The 26273-nt window shown below is 47.9% G+C and carries 20 protein-coding genes; 12 read left to right on the forward strand and 8 right to left on the reverse strand.

Features of this window, described 5'->3' with window-relative positions; genetic code table 11:
• A partial coding sequence (locus tag B5D63_RS09585) for an ISAon1 family transposase N-terminal region protein (protein ID WP_143312858.1) occupies positions 1-288 on the forward strand: 288 nt, incomplete at its 5' end.
• A 341-nt stretch (positions 289-629) separates the two neighbouring features.
• Here the strand turns inward: B5D63_RS09585 and B5D63_RS35705 are convergent.
• The 3 genes from B5D63_RS35705 to B5D63_RS09600 all read right to left on the reverse strand — a co-directional run bounded on the left by B5D63_RS35705 (position 630) and on the right by B5D63_RS09600 (position 4065).
• Positions 630-908 (reverse strand): transposase, encoded by a 279-nt coding sequence (locus B5D63_RS35705; protein WP_394333850.1) that lies wholly within the window; start codon positions 906-908, stop codon positions 630-632.
• Between the two features lie 67 nt (positions 909-975).
• Complete coding sequence (locus tag B5D63_RS09595; RefSeq protein ID WP_078668609.1) at positions 976-2496, reverse strand: Fic family protein; 1521 nt, start codon at positions 2494-2496, stop codon at positions 976-978.
• Positions 2497-3705: 1209 nt separating this feature from the next.
• Positions 3706-4065 (reverse strand): hypothetical protein, encoded by a 360-nt coding sequence (locus B5D63_RS09600; protein WP_078668610.1) that lies wholly within the window; start codon positions 4063-4065, stop codon positions 3706-3708.
• A 116-nt stretch (positions 4066-4181) separates the two neighbouring features.
• On the opposite strand from B5D63_RS09600, the gene B5D63_RS09605 reads away from it, so the two are divergent.
• From B5D63_RS09605 to B5D63_RS09650, 10 genes are all read left to right on the forward strand, one after another.
• Positions 4182-4781 carry a SpaA isopeptide-forming pilin-related protein gene (locus B5D63_RS09605; protein ID WP_143312859.1) on the forward strand — a complete coding sequence of 200 codons (600 nt, stop codon included), beginning with the start codon at positions 4182-4184 and terminating at the stop codon, positions 4779-4781.
• A 10-nt stretch (positions 4782-4791) separates the two neighbouring features.
• On the forward strand, positions 4792-5550 hold the full coding sequence (locus B5D63_RS09610) for a leucine-rich repeat domain-containing protein (protein ID WP_078668612.1): 759 nt from the start codon (positions 4792-4794) through the stop codon (positions 5548-5550).
• A 207-nt stretch (positions 5551-5757) separates the two neighbouring features.
• Complete coding sequence (locus tag B5D63_RS09615; RefSeq protein ID WP_078668613.1) at positions 5758-5952, forward strand: hypothetical protein; 195 nt, start codon at positions 5758-5760, stop codon at positions 5950-5952.
• A 281-nt stretch (positions 5953-6233) separates the two neighbouring features.
• Entirely contained in the window at positions 6234-9521 is a 3288-nt protein-coding gene (locus B5D63_RS09620; protein WP_078668614.1) for an RHS repeat domain-containing protein, read from the forward strand.
• 99 nt (positions 9522-9620) lie between these two features.
• A complete protein-coding gene (locus B5D63_RS09625; protein ID WP_159455966.1) occupies positions 9621-10175 on the forward strand; it encodes an RNA polymerase sigma-70 factor in 555 nt (184 codons plus the stop codon).
• A gap of 89 nt (positions 10176-10264) precedes the next feature.
• Positions 10265-11278 carry a FecR family protein gene (locus tag B5D63_RS09630; RefSeq protein ID WP_078668616.1) on the forward strand — a complete coding sequence of 338 codons (1014 nt, stop codon included), beginning with the start codon at positions 10265-10267 and terminating at the stop codon, positions 11276-11278.
• 112 nt (positions 11279-11390) lie between these two features.
• The gene (locus B5D63_RS09635) at positions 11391-14858 is read left to right on the forward strand and encodes a TonB-dependent receptor domain-containing protein (protein WP_200816976.1); all 3468 of its coding nucleotides are present in this window, start codon (positions 11391-11393) and stop codon (positions 14856-14858) included.
• 28 nt (positions 14859-14886) lie between these two features.
• Positions 14887-15672 (forward strand): hypothetical protein, encoded by a 786-nt coding sequence (locus B5D63_RS09640; RefSeq protein ID WP_078668618.1) that lies wholly within the window; start codon positions 14887-14889, stop codon positions 15670-15672.
• 13 nt (positions 15673-15685) lie between these two features.
• Positions 15686-16480, forward strand: coding sequence for a hypothetical protein (locus tag B5D63_RS09645; RefSeq protein ID WP_078668619.1), 795 nt, complete (start codon positions 15686-15688; stop codon positions 16478-16480).
• A 167-nt stretch (positions 16481-16647) separates the two neighbouring features.
• Complete coding sequence (locus tag B5D63_RS09650; RefSeq protein ID WP_200816977.1) at positions 16648-17739, forward strand: serine hydrolase domain-containing protein; 1092 nt, start codon at positions 16648-16650, stop codon at positions 17737-17739.
• 155 nt (positions 17740-17894) lie between these two features.
• On the opposite strand, the gene B5D63_RS09655 is transcribed toward B5D63_RS09650, so the two are convergent.
• The 3 genes from B5D63_RS09655 to B5D63_RS09665 all read right to left on the reverse strand — a co-directional run bounded on the left by B5D63_RS09655 (position 17895) and on the right by B5D63_RS09665 (position 20669).
• Positions 17895-18722, reverse strand: a complete 828-nt coding sequence (locus B5D63_RS09655) for a hypothetical protein (protein WP_078668620.1) — start codon at positions 18720-18722, stop codon at positions 17895-17897.
• A gap of 174 nt (positions 18723-18896) precedes the next feature.
• The gene (locus B5D63_RS09660) at positions 18897-19487 is read right to left on the reverse strand and encodes a hypothetical protein (RefSeq protein ID WP_078668621.1); all 591 of its coding nucleotides are present in this window, start codon (positions 19485-19487) and stop codon (positions 18897-18899) included.
• Positions 19488-19559: 72 nt separating this feature from the next.
• Positions 19560-20669, reverse strand: coding sequence for a hypothetical protein (locus B5D63_RS09665; RefSeq protein ID WP_078668622.1), 1110 nt, complete (start codon positions 20667-20669; stop codon positions 19560-19562).
• 189 nt (positions 20670-20858) lie between these two features.
• On the opposite strand from B5D63_RS09665, the gene B5D63_RS09670 reads away from it, so the two are divergent.
• On the forward strand, positions 20859-21410 hold the full coding sequence (locus B5D63_RS09670) for a carboxymuconolactone decarboxylase family protein (protein WP_078670258.1): 552 nt from the start codon (positions 20859-20861) through the stop codon (positions 21408-21410).
• A 45-nt stretch (positions 21411-21455) separates the two neighbouring features.
• On the opposite strand, the gene B5D63_RS09675 is transcribed toward B5D63_RS09670, so the two are convergent.
• Together B5D63_RS09675 and B5D63_RS09680 are read right to left on the reverse strand one after the other, a co-directional pair.
• Positions 21456-21806 (reverse strand): hypothetical protein, encoded by a 351-nt coding sequence (locus B5D63_RS09675; protein ID WP_159455967.1) that lies wholly within the window; start codon positions 21804-21806, stop codon positions 21456-21458.
• Positions 21797-25909, reverse strand: a complete 4113-nt coding sequence (locus tag B5D63_RS09680) for an RHS repeat-associated core domain-containing protein (RefSeq protein WP_078668624.1) — start codon at positions 25907-25909, stop codon at positions 21797-21799. The genes B5D63_RS09675 and B5D63_RS09680 overlap by 10 nt, the downstream gene beginning before the upstream one ends.
• Positions 25910-26273: the final 364 nt, after the last annotated feature.

Genomic DNA, 26273 nt, shown 5'->3' on the forward strand with positions numbered 1-26273 from the left:
ATAACTGATGCTTCTCAAAATGAGACTGAGATTAGTATTTATTTAGAAGAAAAGAATATTGTTCCCGCTGAGCATCAGCATAAAAAACTTCACGCCAAGGACTTCCTTCCTCCCGTTGCAGTCCAGGATTTTCCTATCCGCAGAAAGAAGGTTACTTTATATGTAAAACGCCGCCGGTGGGAGGTTGTAGCTACCGGAGAAACAGTAACAAGAGATTGGGAAATAGTAAAAAAAGGGACGCGAATGACACTGGAATTCGGTTATTTTTTAAAAGGATTACTTAGATAATCACCCTATCAGCCCCGTTCAGCTTGGCCATATCTACGGAGTTGACGGAAAACAGCTCGGTCAACAATACAAACATCATTTAAGTGATTTTTCCAGTTGGGAGCAGAAAGAACATGCTACCCGGTGGATGCTTTTTGAACAAAACATTGGCCCCGCATTAAGTATAGACGAAACGGCCTTTTCCAGCGGGGAATTGTATACAATCGTCACCAACAAGCTGGCTAAAGGGCGTAAAGGCTCAATAGTGGCTATGATCAAGGGTACTCAGTCTGAATTTCTCAAAGAAATACTATTTAAAATCCCTAAACGCTTACGAGATAAGAACGCTAAACTATTCCATATTACGATCCATTACCACTATGGTACCCTATTTCTGATTTAAGGATCTTGAAGAAATTCTCCATTACGGCATTATCCCAATAATTACCCTTTCTACTCATACTCTGTCGTACAGGCTTACCTTTTAGCAGATCTCTGAATTCATGACTGGCATACTGCACACCTCTGTCTGAGTGAGAAACCATATTTGGAGCCACTGATCTAGTTCTGATAGCCATATTCCAGGCTGTGACCACAGTCTCTCTGGCTGTCATACTTGTGCTCATTGACCATCCAACAATCTCCGATTAATCAGGTGAGTTTACTCATTCTATTAAGCATAAATGATTGTTTGTCTGTCCCGATTGTTTACTCAGGACTGTTGTCAGTTTCATCCGGGAAATATATTATTTTATAGGCTTCCTGCATGAACTCAATTTCTTCATCAGTCAGCTTTGAAAATTCAGCCCGCCTTTTTTTTGCCAGCACCCCTTTATTCTGGTGGAGATATTTGAGCATTTGTGTAATCATCTTGTCAGGCATATCAACAATTTCTTGTATCGCTTTCTTCGCCTCATCAAATCGTAGAATAAAAGTCAATTCTTCAGGCATTTCTTCCTCTATCGTCTCATGAATCGCCCTTACAAGATATAAGCATTGATCTGTCAAATCAGGGTACCTGAAATAGCCTTCAATATCTGCTTCGTTTGTTATCGTCAGTTCTCCATGCCCATCTCTTGAATATTTAATCCTGTTCATTAAGCGCGTGGAGTATTTTTCCAGCGTAGTATCATATTCTTTCTTATGATTGAGCATGTGTGCCGATACTGGTATGATGATACCGGCAGGTACAATTTTTCCCTGGGTTAGTAAGTCATGGATCAAAAAACGGTGTATCCGCCCATTGCCATCATCAAACGGATGGATAAAGACGAAGCCAAATGATAAAATACCACAACGTACCTCCGCCGGAACGCTTTGAGTTTTTAATGCGACTTTTTTTAGACCTTCCATTACGCCAGTCACCATTGAAGGCGGTGGACAGATATAGTGAATGTACTCTTCTCCCAAAGAAATAGACTCGCCGACATAATCTTGGAAATCCCGGAAGGATTTTACCCCGAACCGTGAATCGACGATAGCATTTTGTAATTGTACTAATCTCTCCTCGGATAGCATATCTATATCACTCTCTGCACCAGCCTGCTTCAGCAAAGTCACAAATTTCTGCGTGCGGTCGGCAGAGGGCTTCTCCTTTTCTATTTCATAGGAAGACCTGGTTTCCTTAGTATATAAATAGTTTATGGCCCTAGTAAATATATCATCGGGAAAACTCTTCTTTAGTTCTGCTATTTTTAAGGATAAGTCCTCTTTAAGTAACTCTTTTAATTCGGGTGTCTTCCGCACAACAGGGCAATACATTGAGCCGCCAAGCAGATTGTCATTGATCCTCCAACGGGCATTTTTTTTGATGTCGCCTGTCACATACTTCTCTGTATCGAGGAGGTCTATATAATTACCCCCGATTTGTTTGGTCACAGCAAGCGTACGCCCAGTAAGCCATTCATACAAGTATCCGATTTTACGGGGTAGTTCTCCGGCCGGAGAAAACTCAATAAATTCCAGTATTTCTTCCTCCGGAATCCGCTTTAATACTGCCTGGATAAAATCTAAACTGAAATCATCATACTTCAGATAGAATTCCATGTGCTCTAGCGGATTTGTCGGATCTCCGACATCATACTTTGCCACGAAATCACGCTCAATGTTTCCTTTGGATGTCACACGTACATCGGTACCTCCTGAAATATAAGAGGCATGTGTCATGGTATAATTCACCAAATTGAAACGATCCTTCAGCCACTGACCGCCGACTGCTCTAGGCTGCATATGTTAATAATTTTATATTGGTAGTCTTCCCGACTCATAAGTGATCTTGGGAAAAACAGATAATAAATGACCTATTTCATGTAAGACAGATAAAGTATTGGAAAAATTGATAAAAAAGACAAATATTGGAGAAAAATAGATAATCGATGCTATGATTATTGAGTCAACCCTGCATAGAAAGCACATTTTTTGAGAAAAAACGAATAATTGGCGGGAAAATCTGATAGGATATATCCTTTTCTGAAGAGAAACGGATAGTGATACCCCGAATAAAAAGGCCGTTTTCATAGGAAAAACTGATAGTCGAAACAAAATATAGATAAGTTGTGCCCACTTATTGGAAAAACTGATACCCCAACCTTGTATAAAAGGCCTGCATCTGGAGAAAAAACAGATAACCGGCAGGAATATCGAATAAAATAATATAAGTCCCATTTCAGGAAAAACTTATAATGATAGCCCGTTTTTGGAACCCACAGCAAGGTGAAAACCTGAAAACTGACAGGAAAAATAGGCAACAAGGCCTCTTTTAAGGATCAGAATTAGTCGGTGACTTACCCATATTCACAAAAATTGATACAAAAAACGATACCGACGTGAAAACAGAGCTCACAAGGTCGAGCACGCTTGAGCGGCCTTGTGCTATCCGCCATATATTTTTTGATGACTTTTAACCAAGCCAAGGCCCCCTCCCGGGCTGGCCGCGGTGGGCTGGAAGATAGCCTTTCCTGCCGGCGGCCTGATTTTATTCAGGAGCCAATGCCCATGGTTGCGCGTTGTGACCGCAAGTTCCGCTTCTCCGCAAGGCTTCCGGTAGAAATTTGTGGTCTGTCTGTGCACCGTAGCGTCGCAACTGCTGGTAGCCGATAATATCTTAACGCAAGGTCATCGTTATAAGAAGGGACCTAATGCCATTTGTGTCCAAAGTCACACTGGAAAAAAATGCTCTTAAAACGCTTGCTGCTATAAGTGCAGGCTACACCCTAAAGGGGAATTATTTTATTTAATCAATAAAGGTTTGAATTTTAGATAAATCATCTAAAAACAGGTTCGAAACTTGTCCCCTCCACCCCGCAAAAAGGGAGTCGATAGACTCAAACGAAAAGGCGCTCATAATTGAGCGCCTTTTTTGTTTTTATGATCGATGCGTTAATTATGACTTTTAACTGTCATATGTAGCTCAAGATGCAATTGTTTTTAACACCTGCCTCAGGTCTGCGGCCCTGGAGGAAATTGATTATCTGACAGGTCAATATCCAGCACCCAATCTTCTGATTCATCTTTTATTACCCTTTTATACAATATAAACCCAAATGAATCATCCAGCCATAGCGTAAACTGATGATCTGAATCATACTCAATAGTAAACTGCTTCTCGTGCGTAAATAACTTGTACTCCGTATCCGGTTCAAGTTCCAGCGAATATGCCGCTGGCTCTATCCACACAAACCTGGTCGTGGCAGTACGATTAGCAAACCTAAAGCCCACCAGCTTTTCAGGGTTACTGTATACCTCTTTCCAGTATAAAGCAGGGTTTTGAGGATCATAGGTATGATTCGAAGCCTCCATGATGCGATTGTTATTTTTAAACTAAAAACAGAAAATTCCGGATCAACGAAAATAGCTGTTTTCAGCTAGTTGTAGCACCTCCGATAATGAGTACTTTTATCTGGAAATCCGATGTCATGAGAAATAAATTTTTTATCCTGTCGGCCTGCAGCCTGCTCTGGTCGGTCGTTCTTCTCCACGCACAGGAACCCGTACCCGTCTTCCCTGCTGCAACGTTCAACAGTCAGCAGGCAGGTGAGATGCTGAATAACGGTACTGCCACTTTGCATGGTGTTGTCAAAAAGAAACAGAGAAATCCCGACAACACTTATCTCGGTATTGTGGTCACGTTGTTCCCCTGTACCCCCTATTTCGATGAATGGTACACCTTACAGAAAAAGAATAAAAAAGGAAAAACGTTGGCCATGATGTCACCGCAAGCCTACTCCTACCGGGTCGTTACAAAAGCTTCCGACAAAGACGGTACGTTTGAATTCCGGAATTTAAAACCCGGGAAATACTACCTGCAAACGATGGTGCGTCAGGGAAAAATGAAACAAATGCTGAAAGAGGTCGGTACGGCCACCTATACCGGCTATAATGTGTTCGGCCAGGCGATCACCTCCTATAGCCGGCCCATATACGAAGACTTTAAGTTGTTTTACGAAACCAATGACCTGGTAAAGGATTTCGTGGAAATTACATCAGAAGGTCAGACTGTAAATGTTAAGCTTTAAAACTCTCCCCATGTTATATAAATTCTTGTTTGGCTGCGTTTTGTTATCGCTCGGCCTTTCCTGCGCCGAAGCCCAGGTGGTCCATTTCCCCGACCCCCATTTCAAGGAAGCGCTGATCAGAAAAAAAATAGATACCAACAACGACGGGGAGATACAGTTGTCGGAAGCAAAAAAAGTGACCATCCTGTACCTGGAAGACACACCATTTTCATCCATGGAAGGACTAAAAAGTTTCAGCAACCTGGAGGAATTCGGCACCTATAAAAACAGGATCAGGCAGGTGGACCTGCAGGGGATGATAAGCCTTAAACGCTTATACCTGGTGGGAAGCGATATCGAAAGCCTGAATATTAAAGGCTGCACGAATCTCGAACACTTATCCATGACCGGAAACAGGCTGACCGATATCGATATCAGCGCATTTAAAAAGCTGACAGAGCTAAGCCTGGACTATAACCAGTTGACCAAAATGGAGATCAATAACTATCCGGAACTAAAAGTGATCAACCTATCAGAAAATACTATCTCCGATCTTAAGATCAGTGGTTGCCCCAAACTGGAATCACTGCGTATCAGAAAAAACCGGATAACCGGAAATCTCCATCTCACGGAATTTCCGCAACTGACCATTTTCGAGGCAGATCACAACCTGCTTTCCTCCGCAGACATCCGGGGCCTGAAGAAGCTAACCACCTTCTCGTGCCTCTATTGCAACATCACCACGCTGAACCTGAGCGGCACTGAAAGCCTGGTGGACCTTATATGGTAATCAGACCGTACAACTATTTTTCTTTTGCAGGGTGATCATTCCTGAAAACAGGTATTAATAGTACAAATGCATTCACTCATTTGTCAACTATTAATATTTATCACCATGAAAAAACAAACAAAAATTATTTTATGCCTCGTTTCTGTCACGCTGATTGGTTTATGCCTGTACCATTTCCTGGGTTAATCCGGACTAAAACCAGTTGCCATGAAGGAGAGCATCAATATATGGGGCATCAGGGAATATGAGGGTGATGGCGCCAGTTGCCCTATCGTCCCTGTAAATCTGCCCTGGTATAAAAAGGCATTACTTACTTTTTTCAGGTTCGGGGTATGCCCCGCCTGTGTGATTATGAGCCTGAGTTACAAAATCCGGAAATACTTTAAGGATAAGCGTAGTTAAATATACCGACAATCCTTTCGATCATACTCCAGGCCTTCCAGGAGGAATAGTTGCTGACTATTCCTCTTTTTGTATGCAGTGGAGAATGAAACAGGCCAACCATACACAACATTATCCTGAAACATAAAATTTACCATAACAGGGAAAGAAACAGTATATTACATAGTCAACTAAAATTTTCATGTTATAAGTCCAGTACTGGTGTTTCTGACCAATGTTACCCAAAGAAACACCCCGGGAATGCCAAAAAATACATGTAAAATATCCTTATACTGTTTTTTATGGAGAATTATCTGAACGAGTCTTTTAGGCAACTCTTCATCTCGCTAATCCTGTTATATGTTGTTTTCCTTTCCCCTTCGACGGTACAGGGGCAGGACCCCAATGGGAATTCCCCTTTCAATGTAATTGCACCTTCGCCCGCTGCCGCGGCCATGGACAAATTCGCATTGGTGCCGGTAGGTTATTATACCGGAGTGCCCAATATCAGCATACCGGTTTTTACCTACGCTATCCCCCGTCTGAATTATCAGATGGTGATCGACCTGGGTTACCATTCCGGTGGTATCAAGGTAGACGAAATGCCGGGTAATGTTGGCATTGGCTGGGCATTAGGGGCAGGAGGGTCTGTTAGCCGGAGTGTGGTAGGTCTTCCGGACGATCACCTTGGCTTTGGTTTTATGTATGCGCCTCCGTTTGATGGTACCAAACAGATGCTGGAGAAATACTCTTTTGGCCGGGAGGACTGCGAGCCGGATATATTTACTTTTAACTTTAATGGCATCTCCGGAAAATTCTACATAGGAAAACGGAAGAACAATGTCAACCAGATTATGCTGGCCACGCGGTCAGGTGTGAAGATCGAGTTTCTCCAGAGCAGCGGCCCCGAAATCAATAGTCCCATAGACGGCTTTATCATCACCAATACCGACGGTGTAAAATATGTTTTTGATGTGAAAGAGTTTAGCATCAACAGCTACACCTATGCAGGAACCGTCACCTATGCCTCTACCTGGCACCTTTCTAAAATAATCCTGCCGGTACCAGGTCTGAGTATTCTTTACGAATATGAGCCATATCGTTCGGAATATACAACAGGCATCTCCGAAACCCGGGAATATCGTCTGCGATTTAACATTTCCGGAGGCTATCCGCCTGAGAACTCCCGCACATCGACCAGCAGCGTTGATATTGCTGGTAAGCGGATTTCCCGGATCATTCTACCTGGCAACAGGGATATCCGGTTCGTGTACGGAAATGCCAGAACCGACCTGCCGGGAGACAGCCAGCTGGACAGTATCATTTACGATACTAAAAATCTCAGGGGGATGAAGTTGAGTTATGATTATTCAGTAGGAAGCAGGCTTACCCTTACCGGCGTACAGGAATTTGCCGGCAATCAGCGTAAACCGCCCTACCTTTTTACCTATAATGCAGGCTTGCCCGCCAGGTTATCCTATAGCCAGGACCACTGGGGATATAACAACGGCAAGAGCAATGTTACCCTGATCCCAAAGCTGGAAGACTTTGAGAGATATATCTTTGCCGACATCGGAACCGGCGCACCACCGGAGAACTCATTACGGAACGGCAACCGGGCGGTAGATTCTGCCTCCGCACTGGCAGGATTGCTCAATAAGATCACCTATCCCACCGGCGGGACCACCACTTTTGAATATGAACCAAACCGCGTGTCCGACACTATCCTTCGCCGGTATTACCGGAGCAAAACGGTAACGACTTTCCTCAATGGATATGAAACAACCAGGAGCAAGGTGTTCTCTCTTTACAATGACAGAAAAGGAGGATCAATGGAATTCAGCTTTTATTTCCGTGATTACCCCCACGGTCTTGATACACGCTTTGCTTTTGCCTTCGACATCAAGAGCATGGACGACAGCAAGACCTACGCCTCCGCCACCTTCGACTACAACGACACTAACGGGAAGACATTGCTTCGTAACAATTTACTGGACATGCCGGCCGGACAGTACAAGATCGTGTGGAGTTCAACTTATACCGACCCGCTGGATAATCCATTTACCTTCAACTTAAAGTGGACGGAGATCGTACCGGACTCCATGATGACTCCCAGTTTTCTCACTGGTGGCTGCAGAATAAAGAAAATAGAAGTCAGGGACGGTTTCACCAACGTGATACAATCCCGCAACTATAAATACGTACTGGAAGATGGTATTACTTCTTCAGGGGTCATGGGTAGCCTTCCTGTTTACAACCATATCTACGATACCAGGAAACTGGAAGACATTAATGTGGGAGGCCAACCTGCCAAAATTTTATATACTGCTACCTATCTATCCCGGACCAACTATCCCAATCAGGCCATGCTGTATACCTCCGGCAGTCCTATCGGTTACAAAAGAGTAGAAGAAATACTGCTCACCGGGAAAAATGTATACAAGTATTCTACCTTCAAAGATTCCCGGTCGTTTTCCGAGAACCTCTTTCCTAATCCGCCTGCTTACCTGAAGGACTGGGAACTGGGGCTGTTGAAAGAAATGTATTCCTATGACGTTAATGGCAAAATGGTTAAAAAAGTACGTACGTACTATCAAACACCTTCCATGGCCAGCGACGCCGGAACATTGGACGCGCTGAAAGCAGCCCAGCAGAATTTTGCATACGATGGCGGCAGAGATCCTTCCGGCGAAACCTTCGTCTATCTCGAATACCCCACCCCTATGGGATGCGCGTTACAAGACAGCACGGTACAGACACTATATACGTCAGCGGGCGACTCCGTCGTTAACCGGACCAGTTATACGTATGAAACCGGCAACAACTTCCGTCATTATCAGCCATTATCCATTACAGAGGAGACCAGTAACGGGTGGAAAAAAACCTATCTGGCATATCCTACGGACTATACCGCAGGTACTCCTTTCATTGATAGCATGGTCAATAAAAATGTTATTGCCCTGCCAGTTGAACAGGTAAGTACGCTCAACAGCAAAATCACCACCGGCAGTGTGACACATTACCACCTAACCAACCCGGGTATGCCCGCACAAACATACCGCCTGGAAACTGACCAGCCTATTCCATACGCTAACTTCAAATTTTCCAATCAATTGCCGGGCGTATTACCAGCAGGGAATAAATCCGCTTTTGCGAAAGATGCCCGCTACCGGCCGGAAAATACCCTGACCCTCGGCAACACCGGCGGCAGTGTGCTGACCACCCAAAAGGAAAATGATATTCCTGTATCGTATTTGTGGGGATATCAACAACAATTCCCCGTGGCCCGTATTACCGGCGCCACCTATACACAGGCAGCATCACTGGTAGACCTAAACGTATTAAACAACCCAGCCAGCGATCAGCAACTCAGGACAGAACTAAACAAACTGAGGACTGGTCTGGGCAATGCGGCCGTCACCACCTACACCTATGATCCCCTCATCGGGACCACCAGCGAAACCGACCCATCGGGCAAGATCATTTACTACGAATACGACGCCTTTGGGCGCCTTAAACTCATCAAAGACATCAATGGCAAAATTGTAAAGCAATTCGACTACCAATACCAGGTACCTGCGGCTCAATAAGAAGCAGGGATCATGCCCTCCCGGAGGTATGGTCCCTGTTTCTTAATACTCCCTTAACACAAATTCTTTTTCTTTGCAGCCAACAGCACCATGTACAACATGCCTCATGAGGACATTTCAGGCCCGGTAGAACGTTGGCTGCAGGGAGATGATGCCGCTTTTGAAGCGGTATTCCACTATTACCGGCAAAGACTGCTGCGTTATACTTTCCGTTATCTCAAAAATGAGACGGACGCAGAAGACCTTACTACAGAGATACTGGTCAAAGTCTGGCAATGCCGGCAGTCCGTCACCAGTCCTGCTACCTTCGAAAACTACCTGTTCACCATCGCCCGCAACCGGGTGATTAAATCCTGGCAGAAGAAAGTAGACAACCTCTTATCTTTTGAACCGGGCAACGAGCCCGCGGTTCCAGCCGAAACGAATGATCCTGTATTATACGGCGAGCTGGTACGTCAATACCAGGAAAGCCTCGCCGGCCTGCCTGAACAGCGTCGCCGGATATTCCTGCTGCACCGGGAACAAAACCTCACTTACAAGGAAATCGCCCGGCAGTTAAATATCTCCCCAAAAACAGTAGAGAACCAGATCTCCGCCACACTCAAACAGTTACGCATACAGCTCGCCCAACATCTGGCCTCCCTGATCCTGTAGTTACAGCCAGTATTAACAAATTGTTACGCCATAGGGGAACACCGCAGCAAAAGGATATACAACGGTAAAAGCATTAAATACCTGACTGTATGCGGCAACTACCCGTTGACCAAACACTTATAGAACTATATATCCATGGCCGTTGCACAGCAACGCAACTGGCCGAGGTCCGCCAGTACCTGCACGATCCCGCCTACCGGGAAAGCCTGCAGGAATGGCTGCATCATGACTGGCAGCAGCTCTCCCATGAAAACTATGCTCCCGAAACCGACGCCGATGAAAAATACCGGCAGTACCTGGCATTGGTACAGCCTGCGCCGGCCACACCTGTAAAACAAATATCTACTATCCGGTGGTGGAAAGTGGCAGTTGCCGCGGTATTCACGGGCATCATCGCCCTTACCGGATGGCGCTGGCAACAGCACCTACGGCAACGGGCTTTTCAGGAGCAGCAATGGGTGCAACTGCATAACGAAGCAGGCAAAAGAACCAAAATCACCTTGCCTGACAGCTCGCAGGTATACCTCGATGCCGTCAGCAGCCTGCAATACAATAAGAACTACGGCGTCACCAACCGTAACATCATCCTGGAAGGGGAAGCCTACTTTGTGGTGAAGCATGGCGGCGCCCATCCTTTCAGCGTACAGACCGGAAACCTTACCACTATTGATGTTGGTACGGCGTTCAACATCCGCTACCGCCATACTGAGCCAGCCATTGAGGTGGCCGTTGCCGAGGGTATCGTAAATGTTATGGACCATGCGCGGCCTCAGACGGGTGTTCTGGCACGGCTAACCCAACAGCAGCAGCTACACTTTGACACTGCCACCCGCGAAGCCACTGTTCAAATGCTGCCCGATGCGGAAAGCATCGGCGCATGGCGTCACGGCGTCCTGATATTCCGCCAGCAGCCGCTCAAGGCCGTGGCCGCAGCGCTGGAACGGTACTATGGCATCAACATCCGCTTTGACAGCCCGGAAGCTGCCCGGGGAGTCATTACCACCATTCTCCATCACTCAACGGTAGACGAAGCGCTGGATATTGTTGCCATAACAGCCGGCGTGAGCGTGAAAAGATCAGGGAAAGAAGTATTGATCAAATAAAAAAACCGCTCCTGCAAAAGCGGAGCGGAAATAAGTAATGTGCGCTATGAAGCCGCCGGGGACGGGAATCCAAATGGCGGCCATTTCCATAACACAAACAACAATTAAAAGTATGAAAAAAAACCGAACGGGGCATTGGAGACGAATGCTGCCCGGAAAAACGTTGCGTACCATTTTGCTTGGATGCCTGCTGATGTTCAGCGCGGCGCTTTCCGGACAGGATGCCCGTAAAATGATATCCGTACAATTCAGGAACACACCGTTGCGGGAGGCATGCACCGATCTTGAACGACAAACAGGTTTTAGCTTTTCCTATTCCGAAAATGCACTGTCGGCCTATGGCAAAAATGTTACACTCTCTTTATCTGATGCAGCAATAACGACCGTGCTGACACGGATCTTTGACAAAAGTCCTATTACCTATACCATCAAAGGCAAACTGATTTTCCTGGTCCCCGATCCCGCGTACAGGGCGGCTCCCGACCCTGCTAAAAAAGGCCCGGGGCGCGTTACCGGCAAAGTCATCGACGAAGCCAACGGCGATCCGCTGCCCGACGTTACTGTCCGCATCGGCGACAAAGGCGCTACCACAGCAAAAGACGGCTCTTTCACCATTCCGTTACCCAAAGGTACCTACCAGGCGGAGGTAACTTCTATTGGTTATCTTTCCAAACTGGTCACCGATATTGACATAAAGGACGATCAGACTTTCGAAGTAAGCATCACCCTAAAGAGAGAGAAAAAAACACTGGCAGGCGTGGTAGTGACGTCTTCCGTAAAAAAAGAAAGTGTCAACGCGCTTTACACCCGCCAGAAGAATGAAGCGGGTATTTCCAACGGCATCAGCAGGGAACAGATTGCAGCGCTGCCCGACAAAAACGTGGGCGAAACTTTAAAACGAATTTCCGGTATCAGCACCAACGACAACCGCCGTGTAGTCGTACGCGGTATTGCCGAGCGCTATAACCTCGCCATGATGGACGGCGCCATCTTACCCAGCACAGATGTACAGGTACGTGATTTCGAATTCGACATTATTCCCAGCAACCTGATCGACAACGTAATTGTTTCCAAGACCTCCACCCCCGACATGAGCTTTGGCTTTGGTGGCGGCCTGATACAGGTAAACACCTTTGCTATCCCTCATCAGAACTTTATCACCATCGGCGTTGGCAGCAAATACACCTCCGGCAGCACCGGCAAGGAATTTCTGGGTTATGGCCGCGGCAATAAGGACTACCTGGGTTTCGACGACGGCATCCGGGAACATTTTCCCGACGAGTTGCTGACCTTCAACAACCAAAACTATAATCCTAAAAACCCTAACGCCGCCCCCACACCAGGTGTTACCATGATCACGCCGGCGATGATCGCCGAACAAAATAAAAGAATAGGCGGGCTGGAGAGAATGGGCACCCGGATTTACCGCGCCGCCCCCGGGCAGAATTACCAGTTCAGCCTCGGGCGCAACTATCAGCTGAAGAACCATCGCCTGGGTTTTGTAGGATCTCTCAGCTACCGTAATGAACAGTCTATCGACGACATTTCTCATTTTGAACGGGGAGACTGGGAGAAACTGGGCGCCACGCGCTACAACGCAGAAACCGGCGAAGAATTAGACCCAACGTCTTCCAAACAATACAATTTTAGTACTACATGGGGCGCGTTGCTCAACATGGGCTGGAGTACCCAAAATCATAAAATCACCTTCCGAAATTTTTACTCCCGCGTGTTTAACAACCAGTTTTCCCGTATCGTAGGCTGGGGCAACGAGATCGGTTTTGACGGGCACCCCGCCATCCGGGAATATGACAGGCCCAAATTTATCGACCTGTTACAAAACCGGATCAACGGCGAGCATACCTTCGGCGCTTTTAAGTTTGACTGGAGCCTTTCCCGCAACAAACTGACCAACCTGGAAAAAGATGCCGTGGAAGCCTGGCTGGCCCCTACTACTACACTCAACAGCACCACCTACAACGTAGTTCCCAGTGGTGTTACCAACCCGGGCAACGGTACCTTCAACAGGGCACAGTACCGGTATGAAGAAACCAATAAAATAGCAGAGGCGGCATTGAGCTATCAATTCAAACTACTGGGCCAAAAACAAACGGCCAAAGGTGGTTACCAGTTTATGGAACGCCAGGGAGCATATGACTGGATGGTACTGCCCATTGGTACCGTAGAAACAATCGGTAACGTTTATCCATTTGTACCGGTACAGGAATGGAGTAAATACATGGAGTTCAAGGACCCGCTGAGAGACCTCCTGTATTACCCGGCCTCTTTCTCCCGGAACAGCTACGAAGGTAAAAACACCAACCAGGCGCTGTACGGAATGCTGGACAACCGTATTACCAGCTGGCTGCGCCTGGTATGGGGAATCAGGGCTGAATATTATCAATACGAAAGATTGAAAAACGGCTCTAATGATCTTGCCATCACCACCATGATGGAGCAGGGAGAAAAGCTTAAATATGTTGATCCGGAAACAGGAAAGATCGTCTCTCCTTTTGCAGATCCCACCTCGGAAGAAAAAAAATGGCGTTATCTGCCATCCGCCAGCCTTACCGTCACACCGCTGAATGACTTTAACATCAGAGCCGCCTATGCCCAATCAGTGGTAAGGCCTGCCCTGATTGAAAACTCCCGTATGATACGCTACGACCCTGCTATTGGGGCTTATCGCCGTAATGAAGGCGTGTTATCCACGCTCATTGATCACTACGATTTCCGCCTGGAATGGTACCCTCAAGCTGGTGAAGTTCTTTCCGCAGGGTTCTTTTATAAATACTTCGATAAACCGGTAGAGCTGTACCGAATACAACCGGATGCCAGCGGAAGGGTGTATGTGGTCACCCAAAACTCAGAATGGGCAAAGGTTACCGGCTGGGAATTTGACGTACGCAAACGTCTCGGATTCATTAACCCCGGTGCAAAATGGCTGAACAATATTTTCCTGAGCGGTAATCTCACCTTGCAAAGCTCTGAGGTGCAGGCCAGCACCTTCCAGGGAAAAAGCATGTCGGAAGACAAATACGGCAAACAATACGAATACCGCACCAAAGTACTGCAAAAAGAGAAAAGACCGCTGTACGGACAGGTGCCCGTGCTTTACAATATAGGGCTGCAATATGCCGGTAATCGTTTAGGCGCTAACGTTGCCTTCAACCACATGGGTTATAAAACGTTCACCGCCGGCATGACGCCCAACATTGTGGAGTATGAGCGTCCCCGCGACCAGCTGGACGCACAGTTGAGCTATGCTTTCCTGAAAGACAAAAAACTAACCGTAAGGCTGAATGTCAGCAACATCACCAATACCCCTTACCGCTTCTATATCAACAGCGTTGATACCTACAAATACCAGGACAAATGGAACGGCCTTTCCCTGTCTGAAATTCCGGTTACCGAATGGAGCGACATCTACGAATGGAAACCAGGTTTTTCCCGGAAATACGAAGAGGGACAATATGAAACATCCACAGACGGAAAAACAAAAACCCGTGTCGGAGACAAAGAGACCTTTATCCGTAAAGTAGGTACTTCTTTCAGCCTGTCTGTTTCCTATTCTTTCTAAACAATATCTGATCCTATAAAAAAGAAAAATGAAACACACCAAGATATTAACACTGATAGCGGGCGCCTTCATACTGGCCGTGACGGCCTGCAATAAAAAAGACGAATTCTTTTATGAAGGCGGCATGATGCCAATCACCATCAAAGGATACAACGGCAGCGGCGAAGACCTGGCGGTGAAAGTGGACACCTTCACCTTCAAAAATTTTCTGAACAGCGGCAGCTTCAACCAAAGCGAAGCCTACACCTTTCCCAATGGGCAGCCGGCCGTAAAACTGACCATCGCCGGACGGGAAACAGGAAAAATCATACTGGAAAAGGAGTTAAAAAGAGCGGAAGGCCCTTCTACCATCAGCTTTTTTTATATGAACGGACAAATGATGAACATGCCGGAAAAACAAGATAAAGAAGAGGGCAAAATCAAGCTCTCCTACATGTTCATGCCCACACTCACCCATTACAGTGAACCGGTGGATATTGTATTGGGAAAATATTACTTCACCCCGAAAGTGTTCGAGGAAATCACCCGTATTAAAAACGTAAAGCCTTACGAGTTCAGCGAAACCGTGACACTATCTACGTTTCCCACCACCGGCCAGCAGTATAACGGGCAGAATACCGCCGTGCTGTTCAAGGCCTATATCTACAAGGCCGGCACCAATGAGTATTATACACAGGGAACAATATACAGCTGGCATCCCACTTCGTCCAGCGCACCTACCCCATCGGCGCCTAATCCTTCTTCCACTATCTACATCTTTAGTGAGAGCGATGCTAACAACAGCATAAGGTTCACTAAAAATCTGGAGTTATAAAACATAACAAATCATGAAGTCTTTAAAACAACATATCATCATCATGGCGGCGCTTTCCTGTATGCTTTTCGCTGCCTGCAACAAGGAAGAACAGGAAGTGACCAAGGCCATGCAGGTGGTCATTAACGGTTACAACGGCAGCGAGCACGCATGGCAGGTAGCCATTGACACCACTGTATACGATGCATCGGCCATGCACGGCAAGTTCATCATCAACTCCGCCTCTATGGTCAGCTTCAATGCCGTATATACTTCACCGTTAAACCAGCAGGCTACGCTTACCCTTACAGACACCGCTACCCGGACGGTCCTTTTTAGTAAGCAGTTGCCCGCAAGTGGCACCAAAGCCCTTTTTAATTTTATTTATTTCGATGGCAAAGAACTGGCGATCCAACAACCGGCAGCCGATCCCACTACCAACAAGTTGGGGTTTTATATCCGCTATGCCGCCAGCGATGCACCTTTTGACATTTTCCTTTACCGGCAAGACGCCACTACCGGTATGGAATACCGGGCTTATCTCACCAAAAATGCAAAGCCCAATACCTGGATATATACTGACTATATGCCAACTGCGGATTTTGACAGCAAAAACGCGCTGAATGGCGCCACTATCTGTTTCACAAAGACCGGCACCACAGACCAGTGGGCTTTTGGCGACAGTGAGTACTTCAGCAAAGTACCCACCTTTGGCATGAACTTCCCGCTTGCCGGAGAAAAGGGAATCGTACAACCGTACTTCCTGACGCCCGGCGCGGGCCAGCTGGATATTACCCGCTTATATTTTTATGCCGACAGGCCCTGGTAACTATCCCCTATACCTGCGAACGCCCTGCCAGATCACCGGCGGGGCGTTCTTTTTTATCACAAAAATCCGGGCTTTCGCACCAAATATCTCCCTTTTTACCCCAGCTTACATCCCTGGCACCTCCTGTTCCGCTACTTTTGACATACATCAAAATCTACTTATCAGCCATGATGCATTTCAAACAATACTATCCCTTATTGCTGTTACTGTTGATCACCATCTGTTGCCCGACCCGGATTATTTCCGCCCAGCGCCTCGAAGCCCGTGCCGACAGCCTTATCTCCACCCTCTTTAAAGACAAAAATGGCCCCGGCGGCGTTTTTATGATCGCGCAGAAAGGCAAACCCATCTACCAGAAAGCATGGGGGAAAGCCAACCTGGAACTAAACACCCCTCTCACCGGGGACCATGTGTTCCAGATAGGCTCCATGACCAAGCAGTTTACCGCCGTCGCCATTCTCATGCTGGAACAACAGGGCAAACTAAGCGTTAAAGACCCGTTGTCCAAATACCTGCCCGACTTTCCTAATGGCAGTAATATCACGCTGCACCATCTGTTGACACACACCTCCGGCATACAGGACTACCTCCGGATGAAAACCCTTCCCACCATCGCGCAAAAGGAGATGACCCCTGAAATGGTGATCGACTTTTTCAAAAATGAACCGGTAAACAGCGCACCCGGCGAAAAATACGCCTACAATAACTCAGGCTATTTCCTGCTGGGATATGTGGTGGCTAAAGTTTCCGGTATGGCTTACAAAGACTTTATCCAGAAAAATATCCTCGATAAAGCAGGCATGCATGAAACCTATTATGCCAGCGACAGGCAAGTCATTAAAAACAGGGCGTACGGTTATCATAAAAAAGATTCCGTTTATATTAACAAAACGGTGATCAGCTATGACCTTGCCTATGCAGCCGGCGCACTCATGTCCACCACGGCCGATCTGCTAAAATGGCAAAATGCTGTGAACCAGCACCTGTTACTGAATACGGAAGAAACACAGAAAGCTTTCACCCGGTACACCCTCAGTAATGGCGAGGCTCACAACTATGGCTATGGCTGGCAGTTTAAAGATATCAAAGGAGTCACCGTGAGAGAACACGGCGGTAGTATTTTCGGCTATAAAACAATGGGGGTATATATTCCCGGCGAAGATATTTATGTGCTGGGCTTTAGCAACTGCGATTGTAATTCACCGACAAAAATAACAGAAGAGGTGGCGGCAATAGCGCTGGAGGAGTTAAGGAAGTAATGCAATCACCTCATCATCTAACCAGCCCGCTGCCATTGCCATTTCAAGATGTCCGACGGTGAGTGCTTTTATTTTACGTGACTGTTCATATCCCCGCAAATTCAAGAAACCGGCCGCTTAGCGCAGCCGGTTTCTTTTTTATAAAAAGGAGCTATCTATTTCTGGAAAAACAATTTCCTGGGTGCTTCGGCGGTCAGTTCGCAGCGGAGGGTAGCTCCGTTGCCTGCCAGTTTGGTGATTTCTCCGGCGCCTTCCACTACGGTGCAAACGCTGAAATGTTCATCTTCGATCCGGGAAACGATAATCTTTCCCACGGTTTTCTTACGGGTGATTTTTTTACCGTCTACGTTCACTTCTACTGCTTCGTACACTTTGAACTCGTCGCCCTCCCGCAGGTCGACCGCCTTGCCGGCTGACAGCAGCACTTTTACGGCATCGCCGTAGGCGTTTTTCTCTTCTACGGAGGCGATGGTAGCCATCAGTCTGAAATTCTCTTTCACGAATTTGTCGAGGCGGCCACGGGTGCCGGCCAGCGCGTCGTTGAAGCCATTCTTTCCTTTGCCGGTATTGGAGAAGTTGCCGGCAGCCACCAGTTCACCGGAATTCACGTCCAGTACTTTCACGTTAAAGATCACTTCTGTTTGCTGAGTGACGGAATTGCCAAATACCGGCAGTTTGGATTGTTTCTGGTCTTCCATGACACTCACTACGTTCCCTACCAGCAGGTACTGGGCCTTCAGCTCTCTCATGGTCGACAGCTGCGCGTTTTCCGTCGGCTGGGCTTTCACCTCATTGAGTTCATCCCGCTCCACGAAATCAAAGCGTTTGGCGCGCAGAAAAGCGTCTTCCACTGTATTCCGGATAGCCGCCTGATGGCCGGTACTGTCAGTTCCCTTGAAGATAATACCAATGAGCGGTTTAGTTTGACCGAAAGCGCAGGAAGCCAGCAGCAAAGCTGCAGCCGTAATTATATTCTTCTTCATACTCTATAGGCCCGGAGGTTTTATGAACATCCGGATGATTTATTGGCTATAAGTTTGTCAGTCTCAAATTTAGGTGAAAAACGTATAACCTAACGGGTTATTATGCCGCCGGGCCACGGTATAGGTGGTAAAACTAAATTTTAACATGCCTTTAAGAAGACGGGGAAACGTATATTATTTGACGCTGATCGCTGGTATTTTATATGCCGCTACAGCGTTGACAAGCTTCATTTTATCTGTTTTCAGTTTTTTAAGAAAAGCTTCAATATCAGCGCCATAGGCCCGTTCGCTGGCGGCCAGTAATACGATGCCGGACTGCTGCGGATGAGCGTTTTGCTGGTAGCGGTACACATTCCTTTCCACCACCGCGATGGCTTTACCGTCGGCCGTATTCTGGCTGATCAGGAAGTCCAGTATGTACTGCTGATCTTTTTCATAGACGTTGTAGTTCACCAACGGATTGGCGACCTGCATTTTTTTCAGTTCCTCCACTTTCTGGTTTACCAGCGCCACCACTTCAAAATTGCCCTGTAAAAAATCGATGGTCACCAGCGAGCGGAATTTCTCGAGACTTTCCCCTGATACCAGGTATTCCTGTTTGTAATAGTTGTTGCTGGGATGTGCAGACCAGGCCAACTGGAAACTGGCGTCGTTCAGGTGCAGCGGTCCCGGTACATTCAGATAGTCGGTTGCTTTTGTTTGCGCCATGGCGACGGCGGCCCACAGGGCAAAAACCAAACTTAACAATACTGATTTGTTATGCATCTTGCTTCAGATAATAGTTATAACCTAATAATTGCAGATCATGCGGGTTTTCCCGGTATGCTTCATGTTTGTTCATCCATTTCCATCTGTTGTGATTGTTCTATTAATAATAATGAGTGTTTTTCCTTCTTTTGGTTTATCTGATTTGGGGTAGATGATGACGGCCAGCGCGTTTTCCCGGGTTTTATTCAGGCCGGAGATAATCAGTTTTTTCTCCGGGATGCTGATCTGTTCACCCGTCAGCAGGTTTTTATAGCCATCAACGCCTTTACTATAAAACAATTCTACCAGCTGATGTTTGTGAATTACCATCCAGCCGTTGCCGAATTCAGTATTAAACCGCAGGGCAGATACGCCGGGGCCGATGGAGACCGGCGGCCAGGTGTTAAAGACCGGGTCTCCCAGGTCAAACAAGGCTTTTGGCGTGACGCTCCCCGCGGCGTCTACGACAGCCAGTTCCAGTTTGCCTTCTTCTTCTGTCAGCAGGCAGGAGCTGTCATCGAAGGAAAGGTGAATAATTTCCCGCGGGTATTTATCTCCCAGGGAAAAATAGCGCCGTCTCAGTTCCTCTCCTTTTTCATTGAGCAACCGGTGTATCCACTGCTCCCCCTCTTCTGCCAGGAGGTGGATCTCTTCTCCCTGCACATACACTTTGTTTTGGGCTGGCGGCGGCACTTTGATATTATTTTTCTTTTTGATGGCGCCGTCTTTAAACTCGATGGCCAGCATCTTGTCCGGTTTTTTGTCTGACCATGGGTCTACGTCGTAGAAGAGGGAGGTATCCTTCACTACGCCGATGAAGTTTCCGGTAAAGGGACGGTTACCTTTGGGCTTTTCCGTCTGTTCCCGGTTAAAAACCGGGATACTGATTTCCAGCTCTTTATCCGGATGGTAAGGTACTACCGAGACGAAAGGCTCTTCGGTCGGGCTGTTAAACAATGTCGGCAGTATGCCGTCTTCTTCCTCATAGCTTTCGATGACGACGCCGACGGCGTCCATCAGGGTGTATACCGTATCATAGGAACGGTCGTTATACACATAATTGGCCATGAGGGTCTGGTCTCCACAGTTGAGATTGTCTTTGTGGGATACGCCTGTTGCGGCGGTTAAACGGGTTACGACAGCCGCTGCAGTGCGGGCAGTTTCAATTTGAAACGGTGCTACGGTTTTGTTATTATTCATGCTGGGTACGATTGTGTTCCATCAGGCATGCACACTAATGGGGGTTACCAAATATATTTTACATATGGACAGTCAATTCCTAACGAAAGATACAAAAAAATTTGCACGGCGTGTCCTATTCCGGCAGGTTCAGTTGACATATAGGTATAACACGTAAAAACATACTATCACCTGATAAAACGCATGTATATGGACACTTTTCTCGCCCCCGTAGAGCATCCTAAAAGCCTGATCATGAAACTGGCTTATTATTTCACCCGTAAACAGTTCGGTAAAGTGCTGGCGCCTCTGAAAGTACACAGTGTAAGGCTGCCGGCCGCCTTCGGGATGTTTTACGGCAAAGTGAATAAACTGGATAAGAAACTGACGCTGAGCAGTGAAACCGTCATGCTGGTACGCCAGCAGGTGGCCCGGCTGAATATCTGCCTGTTCTGTATGGACATCGCCCGGTATGAGGTGATCCGCAGTTCCATGGACAGCGCCAAATTCGACGCTCTGCCGGAGTACAGCACCAGCTCTCTGTTCAACCCGGCGGAAAAAGCCCTGCTGGACTATACCACGGAGCTGACCCAGCATAAAAAGGTACACCCGGACACTTTTTCCCGTATGGCCATGTTTTACAACGAAACACAGATCTGTGAGGTAGTGTGGCTGATCGCCAGCGAGCATCTGTATAATATGACTAATATCGGACTGAATATCCATTCCGATATGTTGTGCGATCTGAGCAGGAGAGGCTAAGAACTATATGATAGCCCCCGGGCCTGATGTCCGGGGGCTGTCCTGTTATGACCGGGCAAACAGCTCTCCGGAGAGAAACTGCTGCTGCAAATCTTCCAATTCTGCCACGCGTCTCCGTACGAGGGTTTCATACTCCGGGGAGGCCGTTTTAAAGAACAACGGATTGGTGACCATGCCGGTCAGTTGTTTAAGACCGGTCGTAAAAAACAACGCTACGGGAATGGGCACCAGGTGATCGTCTTTGTAATCATTGATGACCGCCATCGTCAGCCGGATAAACTCCTGATAGGCTTCATCATCCCATTCCGCTTCCATCCTTACTTTAAAGGAAAATTCTTCATCGGAATCGAGGTATTCCAGGTATTTTTTCAGTGATTCTTTCATATTTATACGCATGGTGGAGTATAACGATGCACAACCGCTTCGTTGGGGATCGTTCCATCAACCAACAGTTCTTTAGCGCCTTTGGCGTATTTATTGGCTTTGTGGAGATCTGATCCCGGAGCAGCCCGCGATACATCGCCGAGATGGTCGAGGCGGCCTTCCGCTGTACTCAGGTCTAATTTAGTGTTATTTAGTTTATCAAGATCTATTTCCGCTACTTCTGTACCACCTTTTCTGGCCCACCTTTCCGCGAAGGCCCTTTCTTTTGTCAGCGAGATGTATTGGTCGCCATAACCATCGGTGGAGCCGTTGAGCACGTGGCTCATCGGTGTTTCCGAAGCGCCCGGATCTTTGGGGATGATGCCGTCGCCCGCATCGAGGGTGGTCATATCATTGGGATGCAGTGCCCTGAACCAGATATCTTCCCAGCCCCACACATCGATGTAACAATTGGTATCTTTTACATAGGCGTAGCTGTTCCAGCCTCCGGCAAAACCGATGGGGTCCGGACTGATATAAACACCTTCCTGTGCTGCATAGTAGCGAAAACGGTTATAATACAGTCCTGTCTCCGCATCTTCATACTGCCCGGGGAAGCGGAACGGGATGAAGTCCCGGCTTCCTTTCAGCTTCCTGATATTGCCGTCTATGTCCAGCTCGGCGCTCCATACTTTTTGTCCGGCGCTGTCATAAGCCTCACAAGGGGTGCCCAGGTGATCGGTGATCACAGACCAGGCGGCGCCGGCAGTTATTTTAGCTGCCACGCGAAAAGTATTCTCCTCCCATACCCAGGTGTGGAGCTGTTCGGCCGGCGTAGGTTCGGGATGACTGGCTTTCAGTTCTCCATATTCATCAATCACCGCCCGGGGCTGTTCTTTTTCGGGATAAGACCATTCGTGCAGCAGTTTATGGCCGTCCCATACGAAGCGGGTTACCTGGTGATTGAAGATTTTCTTCGTTCTTCTGCCGAGGCCATCATACTGGAAGTTGACAGTTTTACCATCAGGCCGTGTAACTTGTTTCAGCAATCCGTTGCCGTACCAGGCATATTCCCAGATGGCTCCTGCTGTGACCTTCCGGACAAGGTTTCCTTCCTCATCGTATACCAGGCGGGCTTTATCCGTTTCCAGCAGGCGGCCGCCGGTTTCATATTGACGGTCCTTACGGAGGGGTGTCTTAAAAATATTGCCGGCTTTATCCGGGGAGCGGTATTCATAGTGCCCGTCTTCATACTGCGCCCAGGCCAGGCTGCCTGTTTCATCATGGCCAAATTTCACCGCGCCTTCTCCCTGCCCTTTGATGATTTGTTTGAGCCGTGCGTTGGCTTCCCAGTGATACCTGCGATTGCGGAGGATGGCTGCGCCGCTGGTCACCATATGCGCATCCGGTGTCTGGGCCTGGGCTGCGCCGGGATGATATGTCCATTCGCTGCGGACAGCTCCGGGCAGCTGTCGTACCGTTTCTATCCCCAGCAGGTTGTGTTGTATTTCCGTTTCCCAGTCGCCTGCCCGGATGCCTGTGAGGTCATCCATGGCATTCCATTGAAGCCGGATATCCGCGCCGAGGCTGCTTTGGATGGCGATTCTTTTACCGTCGGCGTTGTACATACTGGAGACCGTGTGCTCCTGCTGTATTTCGCTGAGGACCGCCCCGGTGGTATTCCGCGCAAACCGAAGCAGATTGTCCGCAGTAGACGCTTCCAGCAGGCGGCCGTTGCGGTCGTAGCTGAAAGCTTCCCAGGTGCCGTCGCTGTATTCCACGCGGGAAACCATGTTGTTGGCATTATACTCGTACTTTGTCCATCTGTTGCCGGGCCGGTGTATTTTCAAGAGTTTACCGGTGGAGTCCCGCTCATAATGCCGGGTGATACCATCAAATCCTGTTTCACTGATGATATCTCCGTTGGCATTGCGGCGTATGCGCAGGGTATCGCCGTTTCCATTTACGACGCCGGTCAGCTCCTGATCATTGTTGTACAGAAAATGGACTTTGCTGCCCTGTTCTTCCCGCATACGGATATTACCGATGGGCGTGTAGGTATAACGTACATGGTGTTGTTTATCTTCCGCTGCGATGATATTTTTATAAGCGTTGTATTGCAGCCTGATCACATTGTCCGGCTGCCTGATCTCCGTGACGCGTCCCAGTATATCGCGGAAGAAGTGCTGCTCCTCGCCTACTGCATTACTTTTCCGGACACACTGTCCCCATGCGTCGTATTCCCATGTGGTTTTTCCGCCACCGGGAAGCGCCATAGCGATAACGTTATGGTCTTCGTCATAGGAGATCAGCGTTTCATTTTCCGCTTCGTCTTCCACTTTACATACCAGCCCGTTTTTGTTGTAACGCAGAATGCGTATCCGTCCATCCGGCTCTGTCAGCGTATGCAGCAGGCCGGTATCGTTGTGGTAGATAAAGGTCCGGCTGTCCCCGGAGGGGTTGACAGACTGCAGCATTCTTCCCGCTTCGTCATAACGCGCCCTGATGGAAGAGCCGTCCGGCAGTTCCACCGTGGTGCGGTTGCCCAGTTCATCATATGTATATCCGGTAACATTTGCTTCGCTGTCGATCACCCGGTACAGCTCCATATGGTCTGTATATTCCAACAGGGTAGTATTGCCCATGGGCGCTGTGATGCGATTGACCACAAAATCGGGCGTATAATGCATGATGGTGGTATGTCCCTGTGCGTTGGTGATCTTATTATACCCTTCCCGTGGGAAGTAGGCAATGTGGCCTTCGAGGACGCCACCGTCGCCCCGGGTGTGGACACAGCGTTTCAGCTTATCGTATTCCCAGTAAAAGGACATACCGTTGCGGTCTGTTTTTTTCACCATCAGGTGGTCCTGGTATTCCATGATGGTGGTCTGCCCCAGTGCGTCGGTGATCGCAGACAGATCGCCGGTTTCGTTATAGGCATACCTCACCAGCAGCCGCTGCGACTGCCGGTGTTGCACAGTAATGTCAGTAATCCTGCCTGCCGGGTCCGTGGAGACCAGCAGCTGACGGCCAGCGGTATCAACGATGCGTTGCAGCCTGCCATTGCCATTGTAATGCACGCCGATCATACATCCGGCTTCATTGGCAATACTGATCAGCCGGTACTCCGGCAGCCGCGGATGTATTTTGCGGAAAGTGCAGGTAAGACGGCTCTCGTAGCTGAACAACGTATATTCGTCCGTGCTGGTCCGTGTTAGCAGTAGTTTTTCATGACGGTTGTATTCGTTGTCGCCAGCGTAGGGCAATGCGCTAAAAACGGCGCTACGGCCGTCTTCCAGCAGCACTACAGCGGCATTCTCCTCCGGAAATTCCCGTACCTGCATATCGTAGCGGCAGTGCTGGCCGTAGCCCAGCAATCCTTCAAAGCTGCTGTCGCTGTTCCAGGAGCGCTCCCAATTCAGCGGGATGATGCCCGGCAATTCGAAGTCGATGCCGTCATAGATAACGATGCCCTGCACCAGGTCTACCGGCTCAAATCCTTTTTTACACAGGGCTTTGCTTAGTTTATTGCTGCCAATTTTGTTCTTCAGTGCATGGTTGAACTTAGTAAGTCCTTTTTTGCCCAGTTTACCCAGTCCTTTCATGGCGGCGCCGAAGCCAAAGGACATGATCAGGTTGAGCAATACCCCGGCCCAATCCGGCACGAACGGGCCTCCCACATTTACCGGCTTGCCGAAAGACAAGGGGATGGAATAAGATGTAGGCAGGTACAGGCTGGGAATGGGGATAAACTTCTTGCCCGGCGTCAGCGACAGCGGGATACCGATATCGTTACAGGTCATCAGCATGTGTCCGGAAGGGCTCATCAGGTTACCTTCCACTTTTACTTTTTTACTGCCGAAGAAATTCACCGAATCATGGCCGATCATGGGGGCCAGGAGAAAAGGGCCTCCCATGGGGATATGGAACAGGAATATCAGTTTACCGCTCGTATCGCTCTTTCCCCTGGGCACGTGGTTGATCCGGGTAGTGGCGCCGATGAAGGGAACATAATCCATAGGGTCTATCACCAGACCAATATACGGGTGTGGCAAAGGTATCGGAAATCCGAAAAGGATGACGAAGTGAATATCCAGCCCGATTACCGGGATGAAGTGCTTATTGGTAACAAGCATATAAAGACATGGTTTGGGCGCCCGCAGGCGGGTTTAACAAAAACTAAAACAGTCAGCGAATATAAGTATAATTTAAAAGCGAAAACCGGACGAAGGATGTCCCGTTTCCGCTTTTATTTTTTGGGGGCCACAAACGGGGCTAACACAGAACAACAATTGATATATCAGGATTTTAATGTCAGTATTACCAATACGGACATATGATCGGACGCATCCGCTTTGATGACTTTCACGTCTTTTATCTCCCATACGTCCCGTTGGTGAGACCACCGGCATAACTATCAATTCCTTTTAATATTACCTCCCTCCATTCCGGTGGCGCTTTCAGAGTAAATGGCAATAGTCGATCGGCTTCCAATCAAGG

It is taken from the genome of Chitinophaga eiseniae, assembly GCF_900167135.1.
GTDB lineage: Bacteria > Bacteroidota > Bacteroidia > Chitinophagales > Chitinophagaceae > Chitinophaga > Chitinophaga eiseniae.

What these genes read in the sequence shown, in the direction of transcription:
- B5D63_RS09660 (WP_078668621.1), bottom strand. Translation starts at nt 19,487, where the DNA reads ATGCATAACAAATCAGTATTGTTAAGTTTGGTTTTTGCCCTGTGGGCC.
- B5D63_RS09670 (WP_078670258.1), top strand. Translation starts at nt 20,859, where the DNA reads ATGGACACTTTTCTCGCCCCCGTAGAGCATCCTAAAAGCCTGATCATG.
- B5D63_RS09625 (WP_159455966.1), top strand. Translation starts at nt 9,621, where the DNA reads ATGCCTCATGAGGACATTTCAGGCCCGGTAGAACGTTGGCTGCAGGGA.
- B5D63_RS09615 (WP_078668613.1), top strand. Translation starts at nt 5,758, where the DNA reads ATGAAGGAGAGCATCAATATATGGGGCATCAGGGAATATGAGGGTGAT.
- B5D63_RS09665 (WP_078668622.1), bottom strand. Translation starts at nt 20,669, where the DNA reads ATGAATAATAACAAAACCGTAGCACCGTTTCAAATTGAAACTGCCCGC.
- B5D63_RS09680 (WP_078668624.1), bottom strand. Translation starts at nt 25,909, where the DNA reads ATGCTTGTTACCAATAAGCACTTCATCCCGGTAATCGGGCTGGATATT.
- B5D63_RS09600 (WP_078668610.1), bottom strand. Translation starts at nt 4,065, where the DNA reads ATGGAGGCTTCGAATCATACCTATGATCCTCAAAACCCTGCTTTATAC.
- B5D63_RS09630 (WP_078668616.1), top strand. Translation starts at nt 10,265, where the DNA reads ATGCGGCAACTACCCGTTGACCAAACACTTATAGAACTATATATCCAT.
- B5D63_RS09655 (WP_078668620.1), bottom strand. Translation starts at nt 18,722, where the DNA reads ATGAAGAAGAATATAATTACGGCTGCAGCTTTGCTGCTGGCTTCCTGC.
- B5D63_RS09675 (WP_159455967.1), bottom strand. Translation starts at nt 21,806, where the DNA reads ATGCGTATAAATATGAAAGAATCACTGAAAAAATACCTGGAATACCTC.
- B5D63_RS09650 (WP_200816977.1), top strand. Translation starts at nt 16,648, where the DNA reads ATGATGCATTTCAAACAATACTATCCCTTATTGCTGTTACTGTTGATC.
- B5D63_RS09635 (WP_200816976.1), top strand. Translation starts at nt 11,391, where the DNA reads ATGAAAAAAAACCGAACGGGGCATTGGAGACGAATGCTGCCCGGAAAA.
- B5D63_RS09645 (WP_078668619.1), top strand. Translation starts at nt 15,686, where the DNA reads ATGAAGTCTTTAAAACAACATATCATCATCATGGCGGCGCTTTCCTGT.
- B5D63_RS09620 (WP_078668614.1), top strand. Translation starts at nt 6,234, where the DNA reads ATGGAGAATTATCTGAACGAGTCTTTTAGGCAACTCTTCATCTCGCTA.
- B5D63_RS09610 (WP_078668612.1), top strand. Translation starts at nt 4,792, where the DNA reads ATGTTATATAAATTCTTGTTTGGCTGCGTTTTGTTATCGCTCGGCCTT.
- B5D63_RS09595 (WP_078668609.1), bottom strand. Translation starts at nt 2,496, where the DNA reads ATGCAGCCTAGAGCAGTCGGCGGTCAGTGGCTGAAGGATCGTTTCAAT.
- B5D63_RS09640 (WP_078668618.1), top strand. Translation starts at nt 14,887, where the DNA reads ATGAAACACACCAAGATATTAACACTGATAGCGGGCGCCTTCATACTG.
- B5D63_RS09605 (WP_143312859.1), top strand. Translation starts at nt 4,182, where the DNA reads ATGAGAAATAAATTTTTTATCCTGTCGGCCTGCAGCCTGCTCTGGTCG.